We start from the raw sequence: 15784 nt of genomic DNA on the forward strand, positions 1-15784 counted from the left end.
GAGGCGCCCGGCCGCCCCGCGAGTGGGGTTTGGTGATCGGTGCGGGGTGCGAACGCCGGCCGGCGTCAGGGCATTCGCCACAGCTTCAACGCAGTGTCGGACGTCTCGGCGGACGTGGTGGCGATGGTGTGCCCGTCCGGGCTGAGGGTCAGCCATCGGATTCCGGCGAGTTCGGCACCGTCTTGCTTGCCGTCGAGGTCCCGGACGACGAGCACGTCGCCGGCGAGGGTGAACAGATGTTTGCCGTCCTGGCCACCCAACGCCATCGGGTAACTTCCCTCCGGTGTCGTGCCGGCAGCCGAGGCGAACGGGAACGTTGCCCGCAGCTGGTTTTGCGTGCTCACGTCCCACTGCCTGACCCGCAGCGTCGGATCGTCCTTACCGCCGCCGCTGGCGGTCACGAAGGACCGGTTGTCCCGGCCGAACGAGACAGTCGAGAGGGGCTCGCCCTTGGGCAAGGTGATCTGGTTGCCGAAACGGCGGAGCGAAGCGGTGTCCCAGAGCGTCAGCGGGGCGGTTCCGGCTTCGTTCCAGTCGTGCACCACGATGGTGCGCCCGTCGGGGCTGAAGATCACACCGCTGACGTTCACGCTCGCCTCCAGCCGGCCGGCGAGCCGGCGGTCGGCGACGTTCCACAGGAAGACGCCGTGCTGAAGATCGTCGTCCTCGTCGGACACCGCGACCAACGCGCCGTCGGGGCTGAGCGTGGGAGCGAAGATCCGGTTGTCGATCTTGTCGACGACGAGCGGTTCGCCTACCTGCCGTCCGCTGGCGGCTTCCCAGCTCTGCACGACCGCGTCCTCGCCGTCGACCTTCGCGGTGACGAGGGTCCGGTCGTCCGAACGGAAGGCCAGGTCGCTCGGACCGGTTTCGCCGAACGGGCCGAGGATCTGGCCGATCGGCTTGCGCGCGGCCACGTCCCACAGCTGCACGGTGTGATCGGAGTTGACGACGGCCACCGTGGCGCCGTTGTGGCTGAACCGGGCGAACTGGGGGTGCGATGGACCGGAGAGCGCACCGATCCGGGTGAGCGGGGACCGTGGCTGTGGCGGAGCCGCCGCCGGTGCCGGGGGCGTCGGCCACCAAACCCACGTCGCCGCACCGACGAGGACCAGCACAAGTACCAGTGCGCTCAACACGGCACGCCGGCGGGACTTCGGCACGAGCTTCGTCGGCGGTTTCTCGTCCCCGGCTTCGTCACGGTTCACGGGCTCGGTGCGCCCGCTACCGGCGACGGTGTACGTCAGTGGTTTCGTGCGGTCGTCCGGCGCCTGCTCGAGGAAGCGGTCCAGCTCGGCGGCGTTCTCGGTGATGAGCCGCTCGACCGCGGGCGGCCACGGATTCGTCGACGGAGCGATGGAGCCGACCGCCTCGAGCAGTTCCGCCGGGGTCGGCCGGTCGGCGGGGTCGGCCGCGAGGCACGGGCGGACGAGGTCGCGGATCGCGGCGGGAAGCGCGGAGAGGTCGGGCTCGGCACGCACCACGTTGTTGAGGGTCTGCAGGGTGCCCTGATCGGCGAAGGGGCTTCCGCCGGTGGAGGCGGCGGCGAGCACCGAGCCCAGGGAAAACACGTCGCTCGCCGGAGTGGCTGCCTCGCTCCTGGCCTGTTCCGGCGACATGAACGCGGGCGAGCCGATCAGCCAGCCGGTGCGGGTCAGCCCGGCTTGCCGGTCGCCGCCGACCGCACGGGCGATGCCGAAGTCGATGACCCGCGGGCCATCGCCGGCCAGCAGGACGTTGGACGGTTTGAGGTCGCGGTGCACGAGTCCGGCCCGATGAATCCGGATCAGCGCGGCCGCGAGCCCGGCGGCAAGCCGGCGCACCGGCTCTTCGGGCAACGCACCGGCAAGGTCCAACACGTCCTGCAGGGACGGTCCGGGCACGAACACCGACGCCAGCCACGGCGTAGCGGCGTCGGGATCGGCATCGACCACCGCGGCGGTGTACGCACCGGACACCGCGCCGGACGCGGCCACCTCGGCACGGAACCGGGCGCGGAACCCCGGCTCCTCGGCGAACTGCCGGTGCACGAGCTTGAGGGCGACCAGCCTGCCGTCCGGCCCGGAAGCCAGCAGTACCCGGCCCATCCCGCCGCTGCCCAGCTCCGCAAGCGTCCGATAAGGCCCCACTGCCGCCGGATCGCCCGGCGAAAGCTCACGCACTGACACCCTCCCCCAGACCACATCGTCACTGGCAGAACAATCTTGCCAGCACCCGGCACGCCATTTGCCCGGAAGGGCCGAAACCGGCCGGGACGCGCAACCACCAGCACGAAACGGGCCCCGCGGGAACGGACCACGACCGCCGAGCGGTGCTCTGGTCGTCCGCGGTGTTTCGTCGCCGCCGTGGCCGGGCTGGCCGGCCGTTTGCACGCCAACGGATGCATGCATCTGGTCGGCTGCAACCCGTGCCGGGATAGGCTGACCCGCCATGTGGCCTGGGGTGTCGGTTTCCGGAACCGGTGGCATTGTCGCGGCGGCCGACATCGCCGCGTTCGCGCAGAAGCACGGGACGCCGCTGCCAGGCGCGTTGGCCGAGCTCTACCTGCGAGCTGGGGTCGGCACGTTCGGAGGTTTCCTGCACTTCGAGACGCCGGACGGCATGTACACGCACCGGGAGCTCATCGAGGACCTGATCGACGAGGACGACGAGGACGATCTGGCACCGACCGCCGACGTCATCGTGTTCGCCCGCAGCGACAACAGGGACATGTGTGGCTGGCACGCCGCCGACCTCGCCGCCGGCGAGGACCGTGTCGTACTGCTCGACGGCTTCGACGAGGAACCGCTCGCCGACTCGACTCGACAGTTCCTCGACAGCTTGCCCGGCACCGACTACTTCGGCTTCGGCGTCCTCGCCCCGACCTACCAACGCCACGACTGGCTCTAGCGGAGCGAGCGCTCCACCGACCGGTGCACGCCACCGGCCTCGACCGAGCCGACGGCGATCCGGAACGGGCCGAACTGGCCGACAAGCTTCGACACCGGCTGATCGAGCTACTGAGGACGCGCGGGCGGACCGGCTGGACGAAGCTCGAACGCGTGGACCCGAACTTCCCGGCCGTGACCACCTCGCCGAGTTCGGCGATCACCTCGATCACGGCGAACGCTTATGGGGGTCCATCCCGATGACGACTGGCATGCACTTCTCCCTTGTCTCGACAAATCGATGTGAGCAAGGAGGGCATCGCTACTTCGAGCCGGGCAGACCTCTTTCCAGCCACTCCTCGCGCGGTGCTCGGCGAGACGCATGCCATGAGAGAGCCACGCCAATGACGCCGGCGAGCCGCCCGTCAGGACTGCTCCAGCCGGTCCTGGGCCCGGCTCGCAACACTTGCAGTGCGATTCGCGAGGTCAGCCGAGGGTGATCACCGGCACGAGCTTGTGGAGCAAGGTGACGAGCTGCCGGCGTTCCGCGGGGGAGAACGCGCCGAAGGCCTCCGCCTGACGCTCGCGCCGGCGGGCCAGCAGGCGGGTCAGCCGTTCGCTGCCGTCCGGGGTCAACGTCACCAGGACCTTGCGCTCGTCTTCGGGTGATCGGCGACGCACCACGACTCCGGCGGCTTCCAGCTGCTGGAGCATCCGGGTGGCCGTGGGGATGGACACGTCGGCCGCGGTAGCGAGCCGGCCGACCGGCAGTTCCGGCTCGGCTGCCAGGGGCTCGAGGAGCGTGACCTGGGGTAGCGACAGCCCGCCGTCGCGGTCGGCGCCGGCCGAGCGGGCCTTGCGCATGGCGAAGAACACCGCGTCGGCCGCCTGGAGAAGCTCGTCGACCTCGGCGGCTGTCGGTGGGCGGTTGCCGGTCGTCGTCATGCGAGCTAGTCTAGCAAAGTAATAGTTAGCAACCTAGCTATTAGGAGGCTAGGCAACATGGGTGACCGGATCGACGTCCACCAGCACCTCCTCCCCGCCCGCTACCGGGCAGCACTGGAAAACAGCGGTACGACGGCAGGCGGGTGGCCAACGCCTTCGTGGAGTCCCGGCGACGCGACCGCGATGATGGACGACGCGGGCATCGCCACCGGAGTGCTGTCCATCAGCGCACCAGGTGTCCACTTCGGCGACGACGCCGCCGCCCGTGACCTGGCGCGCGAGGTGAACGACTTCCAGGCCGAGCTCGTCAAGGACGCCCCTGATCGCTTCGGGCACTTCGCCGTGCTCCCGCTGCCGGACTTCGACGGCGCGGTCGTCGAGGCGGTGCGCGCACTCGACGAGTTGCACGCCGACGGCGTCGTCCTGCTGTCCAACGCCCGGGGTCGCTACCTGGGCGACCCGGCGTACGAACCACTGTGGACGGAGCTGGCCGTGCGCCGCGCCGTGGTGTTCGTGCACCCGGCCGAGCCACCGATCGCGCGGCTCGACGGTTTGCCGAGCCCCTTGCTGGACTTCCCGTTCGACACCACGCGCACCGCACTCGACCTGGTGGCACACGGAGTGTTCGACCGGCACCCGCAGCTGCGGATCATTCTTTCGCACGCGGGCGGTTTCCTGCCGTTCGCGGCGCACCGGTTCACCGGCGCAGCGATGTTCAACCCCGGCACCACTCCGGACGGCATCCTGGCCGGGCTGCGCAAGTTCTACTTCGACACGGCGTTGTCCGCCTCGGCGACGTCGCTGCCGTCGCTGTTCGCCTTCGCCGAGCCGGGGCACGTCCTTTACGGCAGTGACTTCCCGTTCGCGCCGAAGGAGTGGCGAGGCGAGTTCGACCGGTACCTCACCACCTACGACGGCCCTGGCGCGGACCGGTTCCCCGACGTCGACCGCGGCGCGGCGGAGGCGTTGTTCCCCCGGCTCACCACCGGCTGACGTCGCTCGCGAGATGGGACGAAAATCGCTCGGATATCGGCTTCCGCGCGGATGCAACCACCAGCGGTGAGATCTCCAGGTCACCACACAAAGGGAACGAGCCGGGCCCGGTTCTCGGCAAACCGCCGGTAGCGGTCGCCCAGCGCTTCCTCGAGGGCGCGTTCTTCGATGCGGAGGCGGTAGATCAACGCGATCAGCAACACCGCGAGGGCACCCGCGGCGCTGACCCAATTGCCCGCGACCAGACCGCCGCCGGAGAAGACGAGCAGCAGGCCGGTGTAGCTCGGATGACGCAGGACTCGGTAGGGACCACGATCCACGACGAGCTGTTCCTCGCTCGTCCGCACTGTGACGGTGAACAACCTTCCCAGGCTGACGAAGCACCACCAACGCAGGAGCAGCCCGAGCCACCCGACCACGATCCCGAGCGGGAACGGCCACAATCCGCCGACGGCGGCAGCCGGACAAATCGCGCGGCCGACCGGCCAGAACAGAATCGCGACGAAGAACATCACCCGGAAGAGGACCTCCGCACGGACATCGACGAGTGTCGCCCCGTGACGCGCGCGGAACGCCTGCACGAGTTCGCCCGTGGCGAAGGCGCCGGCGCTGATGACCAGGACGGCGCCGGCCACGTCCGACAGCTCTCCGAATCGTGCGAGCACAGCGGCATTGTCACACCGAAACACCCCACGTCACCATCGGCAGCCTCGGTGCCGAGCTGCACGAGTGAGTCGGCTGGCCTGCGCGCCCACATGGTCGGAGAACCGCTGGAGTTCGCCCTCGAACTCGACGACTGGGTGCTCCGCCACCGGGACGGCGACAGCGACCTCGGCCCCGCTCCGGTCTCCGGTGGCTCGGTAAGCAGCGATCCGCGACGATGACGCACCGGGTAACCGCCCTGGTTCGACGAGAGAGGACCGCCCGGGACCCGCAATGACGGCGCCCTGTCCCACCGAAGATCCGCACCGAGTAGAAGGGGCACAGGCGGACGAACACCCGACCAACTGCTCATGCCGCTGATCGCGCGCTCACGTGCCGTCATGCCGACGACGGGACGTACCGGTGTTGCAGGCCGCGGTGGAGTCCGGCGCCACCGTGCGCAGCACAGCCGGAACATCGGTCAGCCGGCGCCGTGCCCGGCGAACGCCGCCACGTGCTCGATCACGCCGTTCTCGATGACCGTGATCAGCCTGCGCCCCTCCAGTCCTTCGAACGGACAACCCTCCAGGCCCTCCCGCAAGGTCAGCGACTCGTCGCCGGGTTCGAGCCACAGCACCTTGCCCGCCCGGAGCCACGGTGTGAGCTCGAAGTCGTACTGCGACACCCTCGGCCGATCCCACGCCCAACCCCGGTTGACGCCGTCGCGGTACACCGGATATTTGTTGGCACCCCAGAGGTTCACCAGCGGGACGGCTTCGGGCTTGGGGCCGAAGTAGCTGATCGCCCAACCGGTGTGCTCCCCCACGCGCACCTCGGCGATCACTGCCCGTACACCCGGGTTGTCGAGGACCCGGGGCACCACGAACGGCACGTCCGGCCCGGGGACGACCGGGAAGGGCGGGTGCTCCGGTTCGCCGGCCGGCCGCAACGCACCGGTCATCGCCAACCAGCCGGGAGGTAGCGCCGACGGCGGGCGGCGGATCGAGTTCAGGTAGTCCCAGAAACGACCGTCGAGGCCGTACACGTCGATCGGCCAGCGCACCGGCTCGCCGCTGTCCGGGCAACGCGCCACGACGACCTCGGGCAGCAGTGCCCGGTACCGGTGGTTGACGTCGCGGACCCGGTTGGGGTCCGGCGAGTCCTGCGCGAGCAGCCGGAAGCTCTCGGCCATCAGCCGTGCTCGCTCGGCGGTGCGGTCATCCGGCATCGCTAGTCCGGCCTTCCTGCGGGTGGCGCCCACGGGCGGCGGTCGGTCCACAGTGGAGTCTCCGCCACGACGAACCGCATGGGTTGACCGGGTGTGAACCGCACCAGGCCCTCGCCGCCGCCACGCTGGTGTTGTCGAACGAGTTTGTCGCGCATTTCCTTCTCGTGCGGGTCGTCCGGGTCCCAGCGCACGACGGCCCCGTGCATCACGCCGAACTTGCCGTCCTGCATGTCCTGGACGAGCAGATCGTACTCGTCCTGCGGGATCTCGGTTCCGTCCGGCCGCCGGATGTCGTAGAGGTCGTGATCGCCCGCGATGGGATGGCGGACCTTGTTCTTGTCGTAGCCGTGGACGACGTAGCCGATCACCTCGAACCGGCCGGGGCCCAGGTGTTTGCGCGCGAGCTTCTGCATCTTCCGACCGTATTCGCGGCGCTCCTCGACTCGCATGCGGTACCGTTTCCTTCCCGCTTCGACGTCCTCCTGCCCGAGGTTCCGGCGCTTCGGCTGGGGCACCGGGTTGAGGAAAAACCCGACCAGGCCCTTCTTCTCCCCCTCGATGCTCAGCAACGTGTCGGCGTGGTTGATGGTCTTGGCCTTGATGTCCACCGGTTTGTACCAGGCGCCACGCATGAGGTGGCGCACCGAATCCGGGTTGGTGGGCCGCACCTCGATGATCACGTTGTTGGCGTCGGCGAAGCGTTGGAACCGCCGGCCGTTCTTGATGAGAACCCCGTAGTCGGCCTGCGCCTTCTTCCGGCTCAGCGGCGAGTTCTCCGAACGGCTCGTCTTCGACGGGTTGATGGTCGCGACGAAGTGGATCACGTGGTGGTCACCGGCGAGGCGTTCCACGACGAGCCTCAGCGCGGTCAACCGGTGGCGGCGTTGGACGGCCGGCAGGCGGACCCTGATCTCGTCGACCGGCATCCCGGTATGAACCAGGGCGTGGGCGTCGCGGAGCGCGGCGTCCAGGCGTTTCAGGGCATCGTCCGGCGCGGTCGCACCCTCCGGTTCGGCGCTCCGGCCCTTCTCGACGCCACGGCCCGACAACCGGGCGAACGTGGCGGTGAGATCGGCGCGGATCTGCTCGAGAAGTCGTTGCCCCAGTACCAGGTCGCTGCGTTTGTCCTGGACGAACGGCACCGATTCCCGGTCGATCACCACGTCGATCCAGTGGTTGACGGCGAGCTGGGCCTGCATGGCGCTGACAGCGAGCTGTCGTGCCAGCAGGTCGGCATCGCCTCGGTGCTGGTAGTACCGGGCCACGGCGACGGCGACGGTGTTGATGGCCAGCAGCGCGTGGCGCGAGGCGTAGCCGTAGCTCAGGGAATGGGCGTCCGAACCGCTCGCTTGCCGAGGCTTGCGCACGACCAGTTCGGGGATCGCCGCGGCCTTGGCGCGAGCTATCGCCAGACCGTCGATCAGGATCCGTGCCACCGCCGCGTTGTTGAGCTCGAGCGCTTGGACCGCGGCTGTGCGCTTGGCCGAGCTGTTTCCCGAAGGCCAGGGCGAAGAGGTGATCACCACGCTTGGGCCCGGCTACGAGGGCGTCGGTCTTCTCCTTCTTCTTCGGGTTGACCTCGGCTTCGACCGCCCACACCCGGCCTGCGTCGACCAGGTCGACCCGACGGAGACGGAACTTCCCGCGGATGGCCGACAGCGGTCCGGTCACCTCGTCGCGGCCGACGGGCTTGCGGGCGTGGCGCGCCATGACCCGCCTGGCGGCCGCCATGGCCTTGTCGAGCCGGTCCGACTGATCCCTGTCCTTGCGGCGCGCGGTGTCCGGCCGCTTCCCGGGCTGTCGCCGCCGGTCCCCCGGCCGCCGTTTGCCCGGCGAGGCCTTCAGCTTGGACCAGAGCTTCTTGACCAGGCCGACGATCTTGTCGATCCCCCAGTCCACGGCCCGGTTGACCGGCTTCGCCAGCTTCTGGAAGATCTGCCGGACCTTGCCGGCGATGCCGCCGATGCCGAGGATCGCCGCCAGCGCCCCGATCAGCACCGGAATCGCCCTGGCCAGGGCGCGTTCGACGAGCGCGGGCACGCCGCCGGTGCCGCCCCGCGCGATCGCGATCACCGCGTCGAGGACGGCGTTGACGAACTCGATGATCTGGCGGCCCTGGGTGACGACGAACCGGATGATGTCGATGATCATCTTGCAGGCGCGGATGAACGCCGACGCGGGGTTGAACAGGGACACGATCCAGGTGATGCCGGCGATGACGACGGTCGGCAGCAGATAGGAGACCAGGTCGCCGATCAGGTTCTGCTTCAGGTCGCCGACCCGGGTCTTCAGGTCGTCCCACATGCCGGCGATGCCGCGCCGCTTGGTCGCCGCGACGATCGGGACCGCGGTCTCGGCCGCGCTGACGGCTTGTTCGGGAACCTTGCGGACCAGCCTGCTGCGGATGTTCGCCCAGGTCAGGCCGAGCAGTGTCGCGAGCATCAGCAGGATGCCGAGGACGTCGAAGCTGGTCGGGAGCTGCAGACCCGCGGTCGCCGCGGTGCCCAGCAGCCAGGCGAGCACGCCTTGTTCGAGGTGCCGGCCGGCGTTCTTGGCGAACAGCTTGAGACCACCGCCCACACCGGTGACCAGGTTGCCCAGGAAGCCGATCGGGTCGCGGAGGATGGCGCCGACCGCCGAGGCCGCCTTGCGGAGCACACCCATGAGCAGGGAGCCGAGTTCCTTGATCGTGCGGATGACCCCGCCGATCGCGTCGGCCGCCTTGGAGACCAGGCCCTTGTTCTTCTCCTTCTCCGCCGCGATCTCGTCGTCCACCGACTTGACGGCGTCCTTGTACTTGGTGGCCAGGGTGTCGACGAGCTGGGTGCCCTTGTCGTCGACCGTGTCGCCGAGCTCGTCGAACTTGCCCGCGAAGTCCGCGGCCGCCTCGCGGCCCAGCGCCCGCAGGTCCTTGGGCAGCTTGTCCACGGCGGCCTTGAGGTCCTTGCGGCCGGTGGCGATGCGGTCCTTGGCCCGGTTGAGCTCGCGCCCGATGGTGTCGGCGATGTCGGCGATCACCTGGCGCATGGCCGTCAGGTAGTGGTCCTTGGCCGTCTCGTAGATCCGGTTGGCCTCCTCCGGGAGGTCGGCGAACAGGTCCTTGACCCATCGGGCCTTGCCGGCCAGTCCGGAGTAGCGGCGGTGTTTGTACTCCGCCATGCCCTTCTCGTGCTCGGCGGTGAACCTGTCCCGCGCGCCCTTCTCCTTCCGGGTGAACTCGTCGTCCACCTTCTTGTCCAGATCTGTCAGGATCTTCTCGACGTCGCACTTCGTCTTGTCGAAGACGTCCTGCAGGATCGCGGTGGTCCGGGTGCGCCGGTCCTCGTCGCCGGCCTTGGTGCCGACCTTGCCCGCGCCGACGTTCTTGCCCGTCGCGACCCTGCTCGCGTGCATGGCGGCCATCGCGGCGGCGCCACGGGTGGCCGCGACGGCCTTGACCTGCTTGATCTCCTTCGCCTCGCCGGCACGCAGCTGCTCGGGGGCCGTCGCCGAGTGGGCCTCCATCGTCTTCTTGTCCTTGACGGCCGTGGTGAAGCTCGGCTCGTTGGACTTCATCAGCTGCGGCTCGGTGACGGCCGCGTCGGCCAGCTGCCGGTCGACCTGTGCCGGGCCCGCCGACATGTCCGTCGCCGACTTGGGCAGCGGGTCGGGGGCGGCCTGGTTCGGGTTCGGGGTACCCGGCTTGCCGGGCACCTTGTCGCCGGTCAGCGGCACGACCGGCTTCTCGTCCGGCGCCGGCTTCGGCGTCGCGTGCGTGGTGTCGGCGATCTCCTTCGCCGAGGCCTCCTTGCCCTCGCCGACCTTGCCCTGGACGTCTTTCTTGACCTGTTCGGCCTTGCCCGACTTACCGAAGCTGTCCGCCTCGTCCAGGTTCTTGGGCGCCTGCTTGGCGACCGCGTCCTCGACCGCCTTGACGAACGCGGTCTTGTCGAACTCCTTGGGCTGGGCGGCATCCATGTCATCGGCGTGTGCCGCCTTGCCGCGCGCCTCCCGGTCGTCGCCGGGGGGCACGGAGGCGGCCTGCGCCGCGGCGGCCTCGGTCTTCGCCGGCGGGTGGCTCGAGCCGACCTGCCTCTTCTTGGCGCCGACGTCCTTCTTCAGGGCCTGGAACTTGGGATCGGCTCCCGGCGAACGCGGGCCGGTGGCGTCCTCCTTCTTGGTCGCGCTCTTGTCCTGGCCTTCCTTCGGGACGCCGGGATCCTCCCGGTCGGGTTTCGGGGCGGCCGGCGCGGTCGCCTTCTCCAGGGGCGCGGGCGGTTTCTTCGCCGCCGAGCGCGTTCCGGGTGGCTCCGCATCGGGCGCCGGCGGAGCGAGGGCCGGGGTGCCCGGTGCGGGAAGTGTCGCGGCCCGGGCTGCGACGGCCCGGTTGCCGACCAGGTCCTGACCGGCCCCCGACAGCAGACGCTGCCAGTCCTGTGGCAGCGCCCCAGTACCGGGCGGCGCACTCAGCCCCGCCGTGACGGCCGCGTTGCCCACGAGCGTCCGCGCGCGGACGGGCTCCGCCGACGTCGGGTCCATCGCGGTGCGCGGCCGGCGGGAGTTCGGCAGCGTCGTCACGGCCGGAGTCGTGGCCGGTCGTGCCGTGCGGGCCTTCACGGGAACGGGCATCCAGCGTCTCCACTACCCAGCCGAACTTCGCCGGATGATCGCACAGAGTGCGTCGTCGAGACGTCACCCGGGCATCACCACTCTTACTGGAGGTCGCCGGCGATGATTCGCGAGGACGTCATACGTCCTGGTGTCAAAACGACGCAGATGCGCTCGAATGCTTCGAACACACCCTCAGATCTGCGATATTCATCATATGAATGATAGAGTTCGGCCATGGCGAGATCCCTGACCGACGAAGCGATCGACCGGATCCGGGAGTTCGTCCGCTCCGGACGCTTCCCGGCGGGATCGCGGCTGCCGCCCGAACACGAGCTGGCCGCCGAGCTGGGCATCTCCCGCAGTCCGACCCGCGAGGCCGTGAAGGCGCTGGCGCTCGCCCGCGTTCTCGAGGTGCGCCGCGGAGACGGCACCTACGTCACCAGCCTCGCCCCCGGCCTGCTGCTGGAAGGCCTGGGCAACGCGGTCTCGCTCATGCAGGACGGCACCGTGCTGGAGCTGACCGAAGTGCGCCGGCTGCTCGAACCCGCCGCCACCGGGCTCGCCGCCACCCGGATCGGCGATGATCGGCTGAGCGCCGTGGCCGAGCTGCTCGAAGCGATGCAGGACGCGGTCGAGGACGTCGAGCGCCTGACCGTGCTCGACGCCGCCTTCCACCGCGAGGTGATCGCCGCGGCGGGCAACGAAACGCTGACCGCGCTGCTGGACGGCATTTCCTCGCGGACGCTGCGGGCGCGGATCTGGCGCGGCACCGTCGACCGCGGCGTCACGCACGAAACCCTGTCCCAGCACCGGGCGATCTACGACGCGCTGGTCGCCCGCGACCCCGGCGTGGCCACCGCGGCCGCGTTGATGCACGTGGACACCTCCGAACGCTGGCTGCGGGCCCACCTGGCCGAGCTGCGGGCCCTCGAGGGCGCTTAGGTCTGCCGCTTGCCGCTGGTGATGCGGGACATCACCAGCGCGACCAGGATGATCGTGCCGTTGAGCGCCCCGATCCACTGCGCGGGCACGCCGGCCAGCGTCAGCACGTTCTGGATCATGTACAGCAGCAGGATCCCGGTGAACGCCCCGAACAGCGTGCCGCGGCCGCCGTTGAGGCTGACCCCGCCGATCACCGCCGCGGCGAACACGGTGAAGATGTAGCCGTTGCCCTGCGCCGCGGCCACGGAAGCCAGCCGGCCCGACAGCAGCAGCCCGCCGAGCGCGGCCAGCACGCTCGCCGCGATCAGGACGAGCCACACGATGCGCCCGGTGCGGATGCCTGCCGCCTTCGCCGCGTCCTCGTTGCCGCCGATCGCGTACAGGCTGCGGCCGAACCGGGTGTACCCGAGCAGGACGACACCGGCGGCGAACAGCAGCACGCAGATCCAGATCGACGCCGGGATCCCGGCCCACAACGTCGTGCCGAGGTAGAGCATCGATTCGGGCAGGCCGAAGAACGTCTGGCCGCCGGAGATCCCGGTCAGCAGGCCGCGTAGCACGATCAGCATGCCGAGGGTGACCACGAACCCGCTCAGCCCGAAGCGGACGATGAGCAGCGCGTTGAGGATCCCGACCAGCACCCCGACCGCGAGCACCACCGGCACCGCGGTCCACGAGGGCAGCAGGCCGAGCGAGTGACCGCCGCCGATCGTCAGCCAGGCCGCCAAGCCAGGGGCCAGCCCGAAGGTGGACTCCAGCGAGAGGTCCATCTTGCCGACGACCAGGACCAGAGTCTGGGCGAGCACGAGCAGCGCGATCTCCGACATGGTCTGCAGGATGTTGAGCACGTTGTCGTACTGGAGGAACACGGGGTTCACCAGCTGGCCGACCACCGCGATCGCGACGATCCCGGGCACCAGCGCGAAGTCGCGGAGGCGGGCGAGGGCGATTCGCCGCGGCGGCCGGGCGGCGGCGGGCTCGGTCCGCGCTTCGGCCCGCAGGGCGGTGGGGCTGTCAGGCATCGAGGTCGACTCCTTCCATCGCGGCCACGACCTCGCGGTCCGGCCGGCCGGCGGGCAGTTCGGTGGTGAGCCGTCCGTGGACCATGACGAGCACGCGGTCGCAGAGGCGCAGGTCGTCCAGCTCGTCCGAAGCGATCAGCACGGCGGTGCCCCCGGCGGCGGCTTCGGCCACCTTGCCGAGGAGGAAGTCCTTCGACCGCACGTCCACCCCCGCCGTCGGGGTGATCAGCACCAGCACGCGCGGATCACCGGCGAGGGCGCGGGCCAGCACGACCTTCTGCTGGTTGCCGCCGGAGAGCGCCGACACCGCCAGGTCCGGGCCGGGTGTCTTCACTTCCAGGCGGTCGATCATCGTCCCGGACAGGCGGTCGCGGAGGCCGGACCGGACGAAGATGCCCGGGCCGAGCCGGTCCATGACGGACAGCGTGGCGTTGTCCGCGACCGACATCTCGGGCACGAGTCCCTGGCGGTGGCGGTCTTCCGGGACGAAGCCGAGCCCGGCGGCGAGCGCCGCCGGGACGTCGCCGGGGCGAGGGCGGTGGCCGCCGACGAGGATGGTGCCCGAATCCGCCCGCCGCAGCCCGGTCAGCGTTTCGGCGACCTCCGTCTTCCCGCTGCCGCCGGCCCCGGCCAGGCCGACGATCTCCCCCGGCGCGACGGCGAAGGAGACGTCCTCGTACGCGGGGGCGAGGCTCAGCCCCCGCACTTCGAGCACCGGCGCCGAACCCCGCCGGGCCGACGACGCGCGTTCGTCGGCCACGACGGCGTTCTCGCCGGTCATCGCGGCCACGAGATCCGCCTTCGGCAGCTCGGCTACCGGCGCGGTCAGCACGTGCCGGGCATCGCGGTAGACCGTGACCGCGTCGCAGATTTCGTAGACCTCCTGCAGGTGGTGGCTGATGAACAGGAACGTCACGCCCTGGCGTTGCAGGTCGGCGATGTGGCCGAACAGCCGGGTGATGGCGCCACCGTCCAGCTGGGCGGTCGGCTCGTCGAGGATGACGAACCGCGCGCCGAAGGACAGCGACCGCGCGATTTCGACGAACTGCCGCTGCTCGACGCCGAGCTCGCCCGCGGGCCGGCGCACGTCGACGTCCACCGACCAGCGTTCGAGCAGTTCCGTGGCCGCCCGGCGCACGGCGGACCAGCGGACGAACCCGCGCCGCGTCTCCTGCCGGTTCAGGAACAGGTTTTCCGCCACCGAAAGGTCCGGGATGATCGTCGAGCGCTGGTACACGCAGGCGACCAGCGACCGCCAGGCGTCCCGATCGGACAGTCCCGGTGCGGGCTCGCCGTTCATCCGCAGCGAGCCCGCATCCGGCGCGGTCAGGCCGGTGAGGACGGAGACGAGCGTCGACTTCCCGGCGCCGTTGCGGCCGACGAGCGCGTGCGTCTGTCCCGGCAGGACGGTCAGGTCGGCGTGGTCGAGCGCGACCGTGGCGCCGTAGCGCTTGACGACCTGCCGCGCTTCGACGACCGGTACCGCGGCCATGTTCGCCCCCTTCAGCTCTTGCTGTTGCCCCACAACGACTTGTCGTCGACCTTGACGCTGGCGACCGGTCCGAAGCTCGCGCCGTCCGCGGTGACCAGGGGCGCGGCCAGCTGGTCCTCCATCAGGCCGTCGCGGACGGCGACGATGGTGCTGTCGTGGTCGGTCTTGCCCGGCACCGGCTGCTTGCCCGCGATCGCGTCCTTGACGTACTGCAACGCGTACTTCGCGAAGAGGTCGGCGGGCTGGGACACGGTCGCGTCCATCTCGCCCGCGCGGATCTTCTCCAGCTCCTCGGGAATCCCGTCGTTGGACACGACGAACACGTGCTTCGGGTCGGCCGCCGGCACGAGCAGACCGCGTTGCTTCAACAGCTGCAGCGTCCCCGACAGCGCGAAGCTGGACTGCATGTAGACGCCCTTGATGTCCGGGTTCGCGGTCAGCCGGGTCTGGAGCTTCTGCGCCGCGGTGCCGGCGTCCCAGTTGGTGGCTTCGCCGAAGACTGTGATGCCGGGGAAGTTCTGCTTCATGCAGTCGTTGAAGGCCTCGGTGCGGTCGCGGCCGTTGATCGAGGCGAGGTCGCCCTGCAGCATCACGACCTTGCCCTTGCCGCCGAGCTTCGTGCCGAGGAACCGGCACGCCTTTTCGCCGTAGGCACGGTTGTCCGCGCGCACGACCATGTAGACGTTGCCCTGGTCGGGACGCGTGTCCACGGACACGACCGGGATCTTCTTGCCCGCCAGCTGCTGCAGTGTCGGGATGATCGCCGCGGTGTCCTGCGGCGCCATGACGACGCCCTTGACGCCCTGGCTGATCATCGTCTGCACGTTGGCGGTCAGCGTGGCGACGTCGTTCTGCGAGTTCGTGGTCTTGAGGTCGAGGCCGAACTGACCGGCGAACTGGGGCACGTACTTGATGTAGGCGTTCCAGAAGTCGGTGTCCGAGCGGGGGTAGTCGACGCCGACGACGGTTGCCCCGGTCGCCGCGGTTCCCCCGCCGCTGCAACCGGCGAGCACACCGGCCGCGGCGACCAAGGCCGTGCACAGGTAGCGGATCTTCATGACCT

The 15784-nt window shown here is 69.9% G+C and carries 12 protein-coding genes; 3 read left to right on the forward strand and 9 right to left on the reverse strand.

The window, feature by feature from the left end; translation table 11 throughout:
* Positions 1-65: 65 nt before the first annotated feature.
* The gene (locus AB0J40_RS07495; protein WP_364450044.1) at positions 66-2162 is read right to left on the reverse strand and encodes a serine/threonine-protein kinase; all 2097 of its coding nucleotides are present in this window, start codon (positions 2160-2162) and stop codon (positions 66-68) included.
* 268 nt (positions 2163-2430) lie between these two features.
* Between AB0J40_RS07495 and AB0J40_RS07500 the strand changes: the two genes are divergently transcribed.
* Positions 2431-2889 (forward strand): SMI1/KNR4 family protein, encoded by a 459-nt coding sequence (locus AB0J40_RS07500; protein ID WP_364448928.1) that lies wholly within the window; start codon positions 2431-2433, stop codon positions 2887-2889.
* 464 nt (positions 2890-3353) lie between these two features.
* Here the strand turns inward: AB0J40_RS07500 and AB0J40_RS07505 are convergent, their stop codons facing one another.
* Positions 3354-3812: a MarR family winged helix-turn-helix transcriptional regulator gene (locus AB0J40_RS07505; RefSeq protein ID WP_364448931.1), complete on the reverse strand. Its 459-nt coding sequence runs from the start codon at positions 3810-3812 to the stop codon at positions 3354-3356.
* A gap of 57 nt (positions 3813-3869) precedes the next feature.
* On the opposite strand from AB0J40_RS07505, the gene AB0J40_RS07510 reads away from it, so the two are divergent.
* Entirely contained in the window at positions 3870-4805 is a 936-nt protein-coding gene (locus AB0J40_RS07510) for an amidohydrolase family protein (RefSeq protein WP_364448933.1), read from the forward strand.
* A gap of 80 nt (positions 4806-4885) precedes the next feature.
* Here the strand turns inward: AB0J40_RS07510 and AB0J40_RS07515 are convergent, their stop codons facing one another.
* From AB0J40_RS07515 to AB0J40_RS07530, 4 genes are all read right to left on the reverse strand, one after another.
* On the reverse strand, positions 4886-5470 hold the full coding sequence (locus tag AB0J40_RS07515; RefSeq protein ID WP_364448936.1) for an isoprenylcysteine carboxylmethyltransferase family protein: 585 nt from the start codon (positions 5468-5470) through the stop codon (positions 4886-4888).
* A gap of 458 nt (positions 5471-5928) precedes the next feature.
* The gene (locus tag AB0J40_RS07520; RefSeq protein ID WP_364448938.1) at positions 5929-6675 is read right to left on the reverse strand and encodes a hypothetical protein; all 747 of its coding nucleotides are present in this window, start codon (positions 6673-6675) and stop codon (positions 5929-5931) included.
* Positions 6676-6677: 2 nt separating this feature from the next.
* Positions 6678-7526, reverse strand: a complete 849-nt coding sequence (locus tag AB0J40_RS07525; RefSeq protein WP_364448941.1) for a hypothetical protein — start codon at positions 7524-7526, stop codon at positions 6678-6680.
* Positions 7507-11283: a hypothetical protein gene (locus tag AB0J40_RS07530; RefSeq protein WP_364448943.1), complete on the reverse strand. Its 3777-nt coding sequence runs from the start codon at positions 11281-11283 to the stop codon at positions 7507-7509. Before AB0J40_RS07530 ends, AB0J40_RS07525 begins: the two co-directional genes overlap by 20 nt.
* A 216-nt stretch (positions 11284-11499) precedes the next feature.
* Here AB0J40_RS07530 and AB0J40_RS07535 point away from each other — a divergent pair, with 216 nt between their 5' ends.
* A complete protein-coding gene (locus AB0J40_RS07535; protein ID WP_364448946.1) occupies positions 11500-12207 on the forward strand; it encodes a FadR/GntR family transcriptional regulator in 708 nt (235 codons plus the stop codon).
* Here AB0J40_RS07535 and AB0J40_RS07540 read toward each other — a convergent pair.
* Genes AB0J40_RS07540 through AB0J40_RS07550 form a run of 3 tightly spaced genes read right to left on the reverse strand, consistent with a single transcriptional unit; the run spans position 12204 to position 15779 of the window.
* Complete coding sequence (locus tag AB0J40_RS07540) at positions 12204-13229, reverse strand: ABC transporter permease (protein WP_364448948.1); 1026 nt, start codon at positions 13227-13229, stop codon at positions 12204-12206. The genes AB0J40_RS07535 and AB0J40_RS07540 overlap by 4 nt on opposite strands.
* The gene (locus AB0J40_RS07545; protein WP_364448950.1) at positions 13222-14721 is read right to left on the reverse strand and encodes a sugar ABC transporter ATP-binding protein; all 1500 of its coding nucleotides are present in this window, start codon (positions 14719-14721) and stop codon (positions 13222-13224) included. The genes AB0J40_RS07540 and AB0J40_RS07545 overlap by 8 nt, the downstream gene beginning before the upstream one ends.
* Positions 14722-14732: 11 nt before the next feature.
* On the reverse strand, positions 14733-15779 hold the full coding sequence (locus AB0J40_RS07550; protein WP_364448952.1) for a sugar ABC transporter substrate-binding protein: 1047 nt from the start codon (positions 15777-15779) through the stop codon (positions 14733-14735).
* Positions 15780-15784 lie beyond the last annotated feature (5 nt).

It is taken from the genome of Amycolatopsis sp. NPDC049691 (assembly GCF_040675005.1).
Classification (GTDB): domain Bacteria; phylum Actinomycetota; class Actinomycetes; order Mycobacteriales; family Pseudonocardiaceae; genus Amycolatopsis.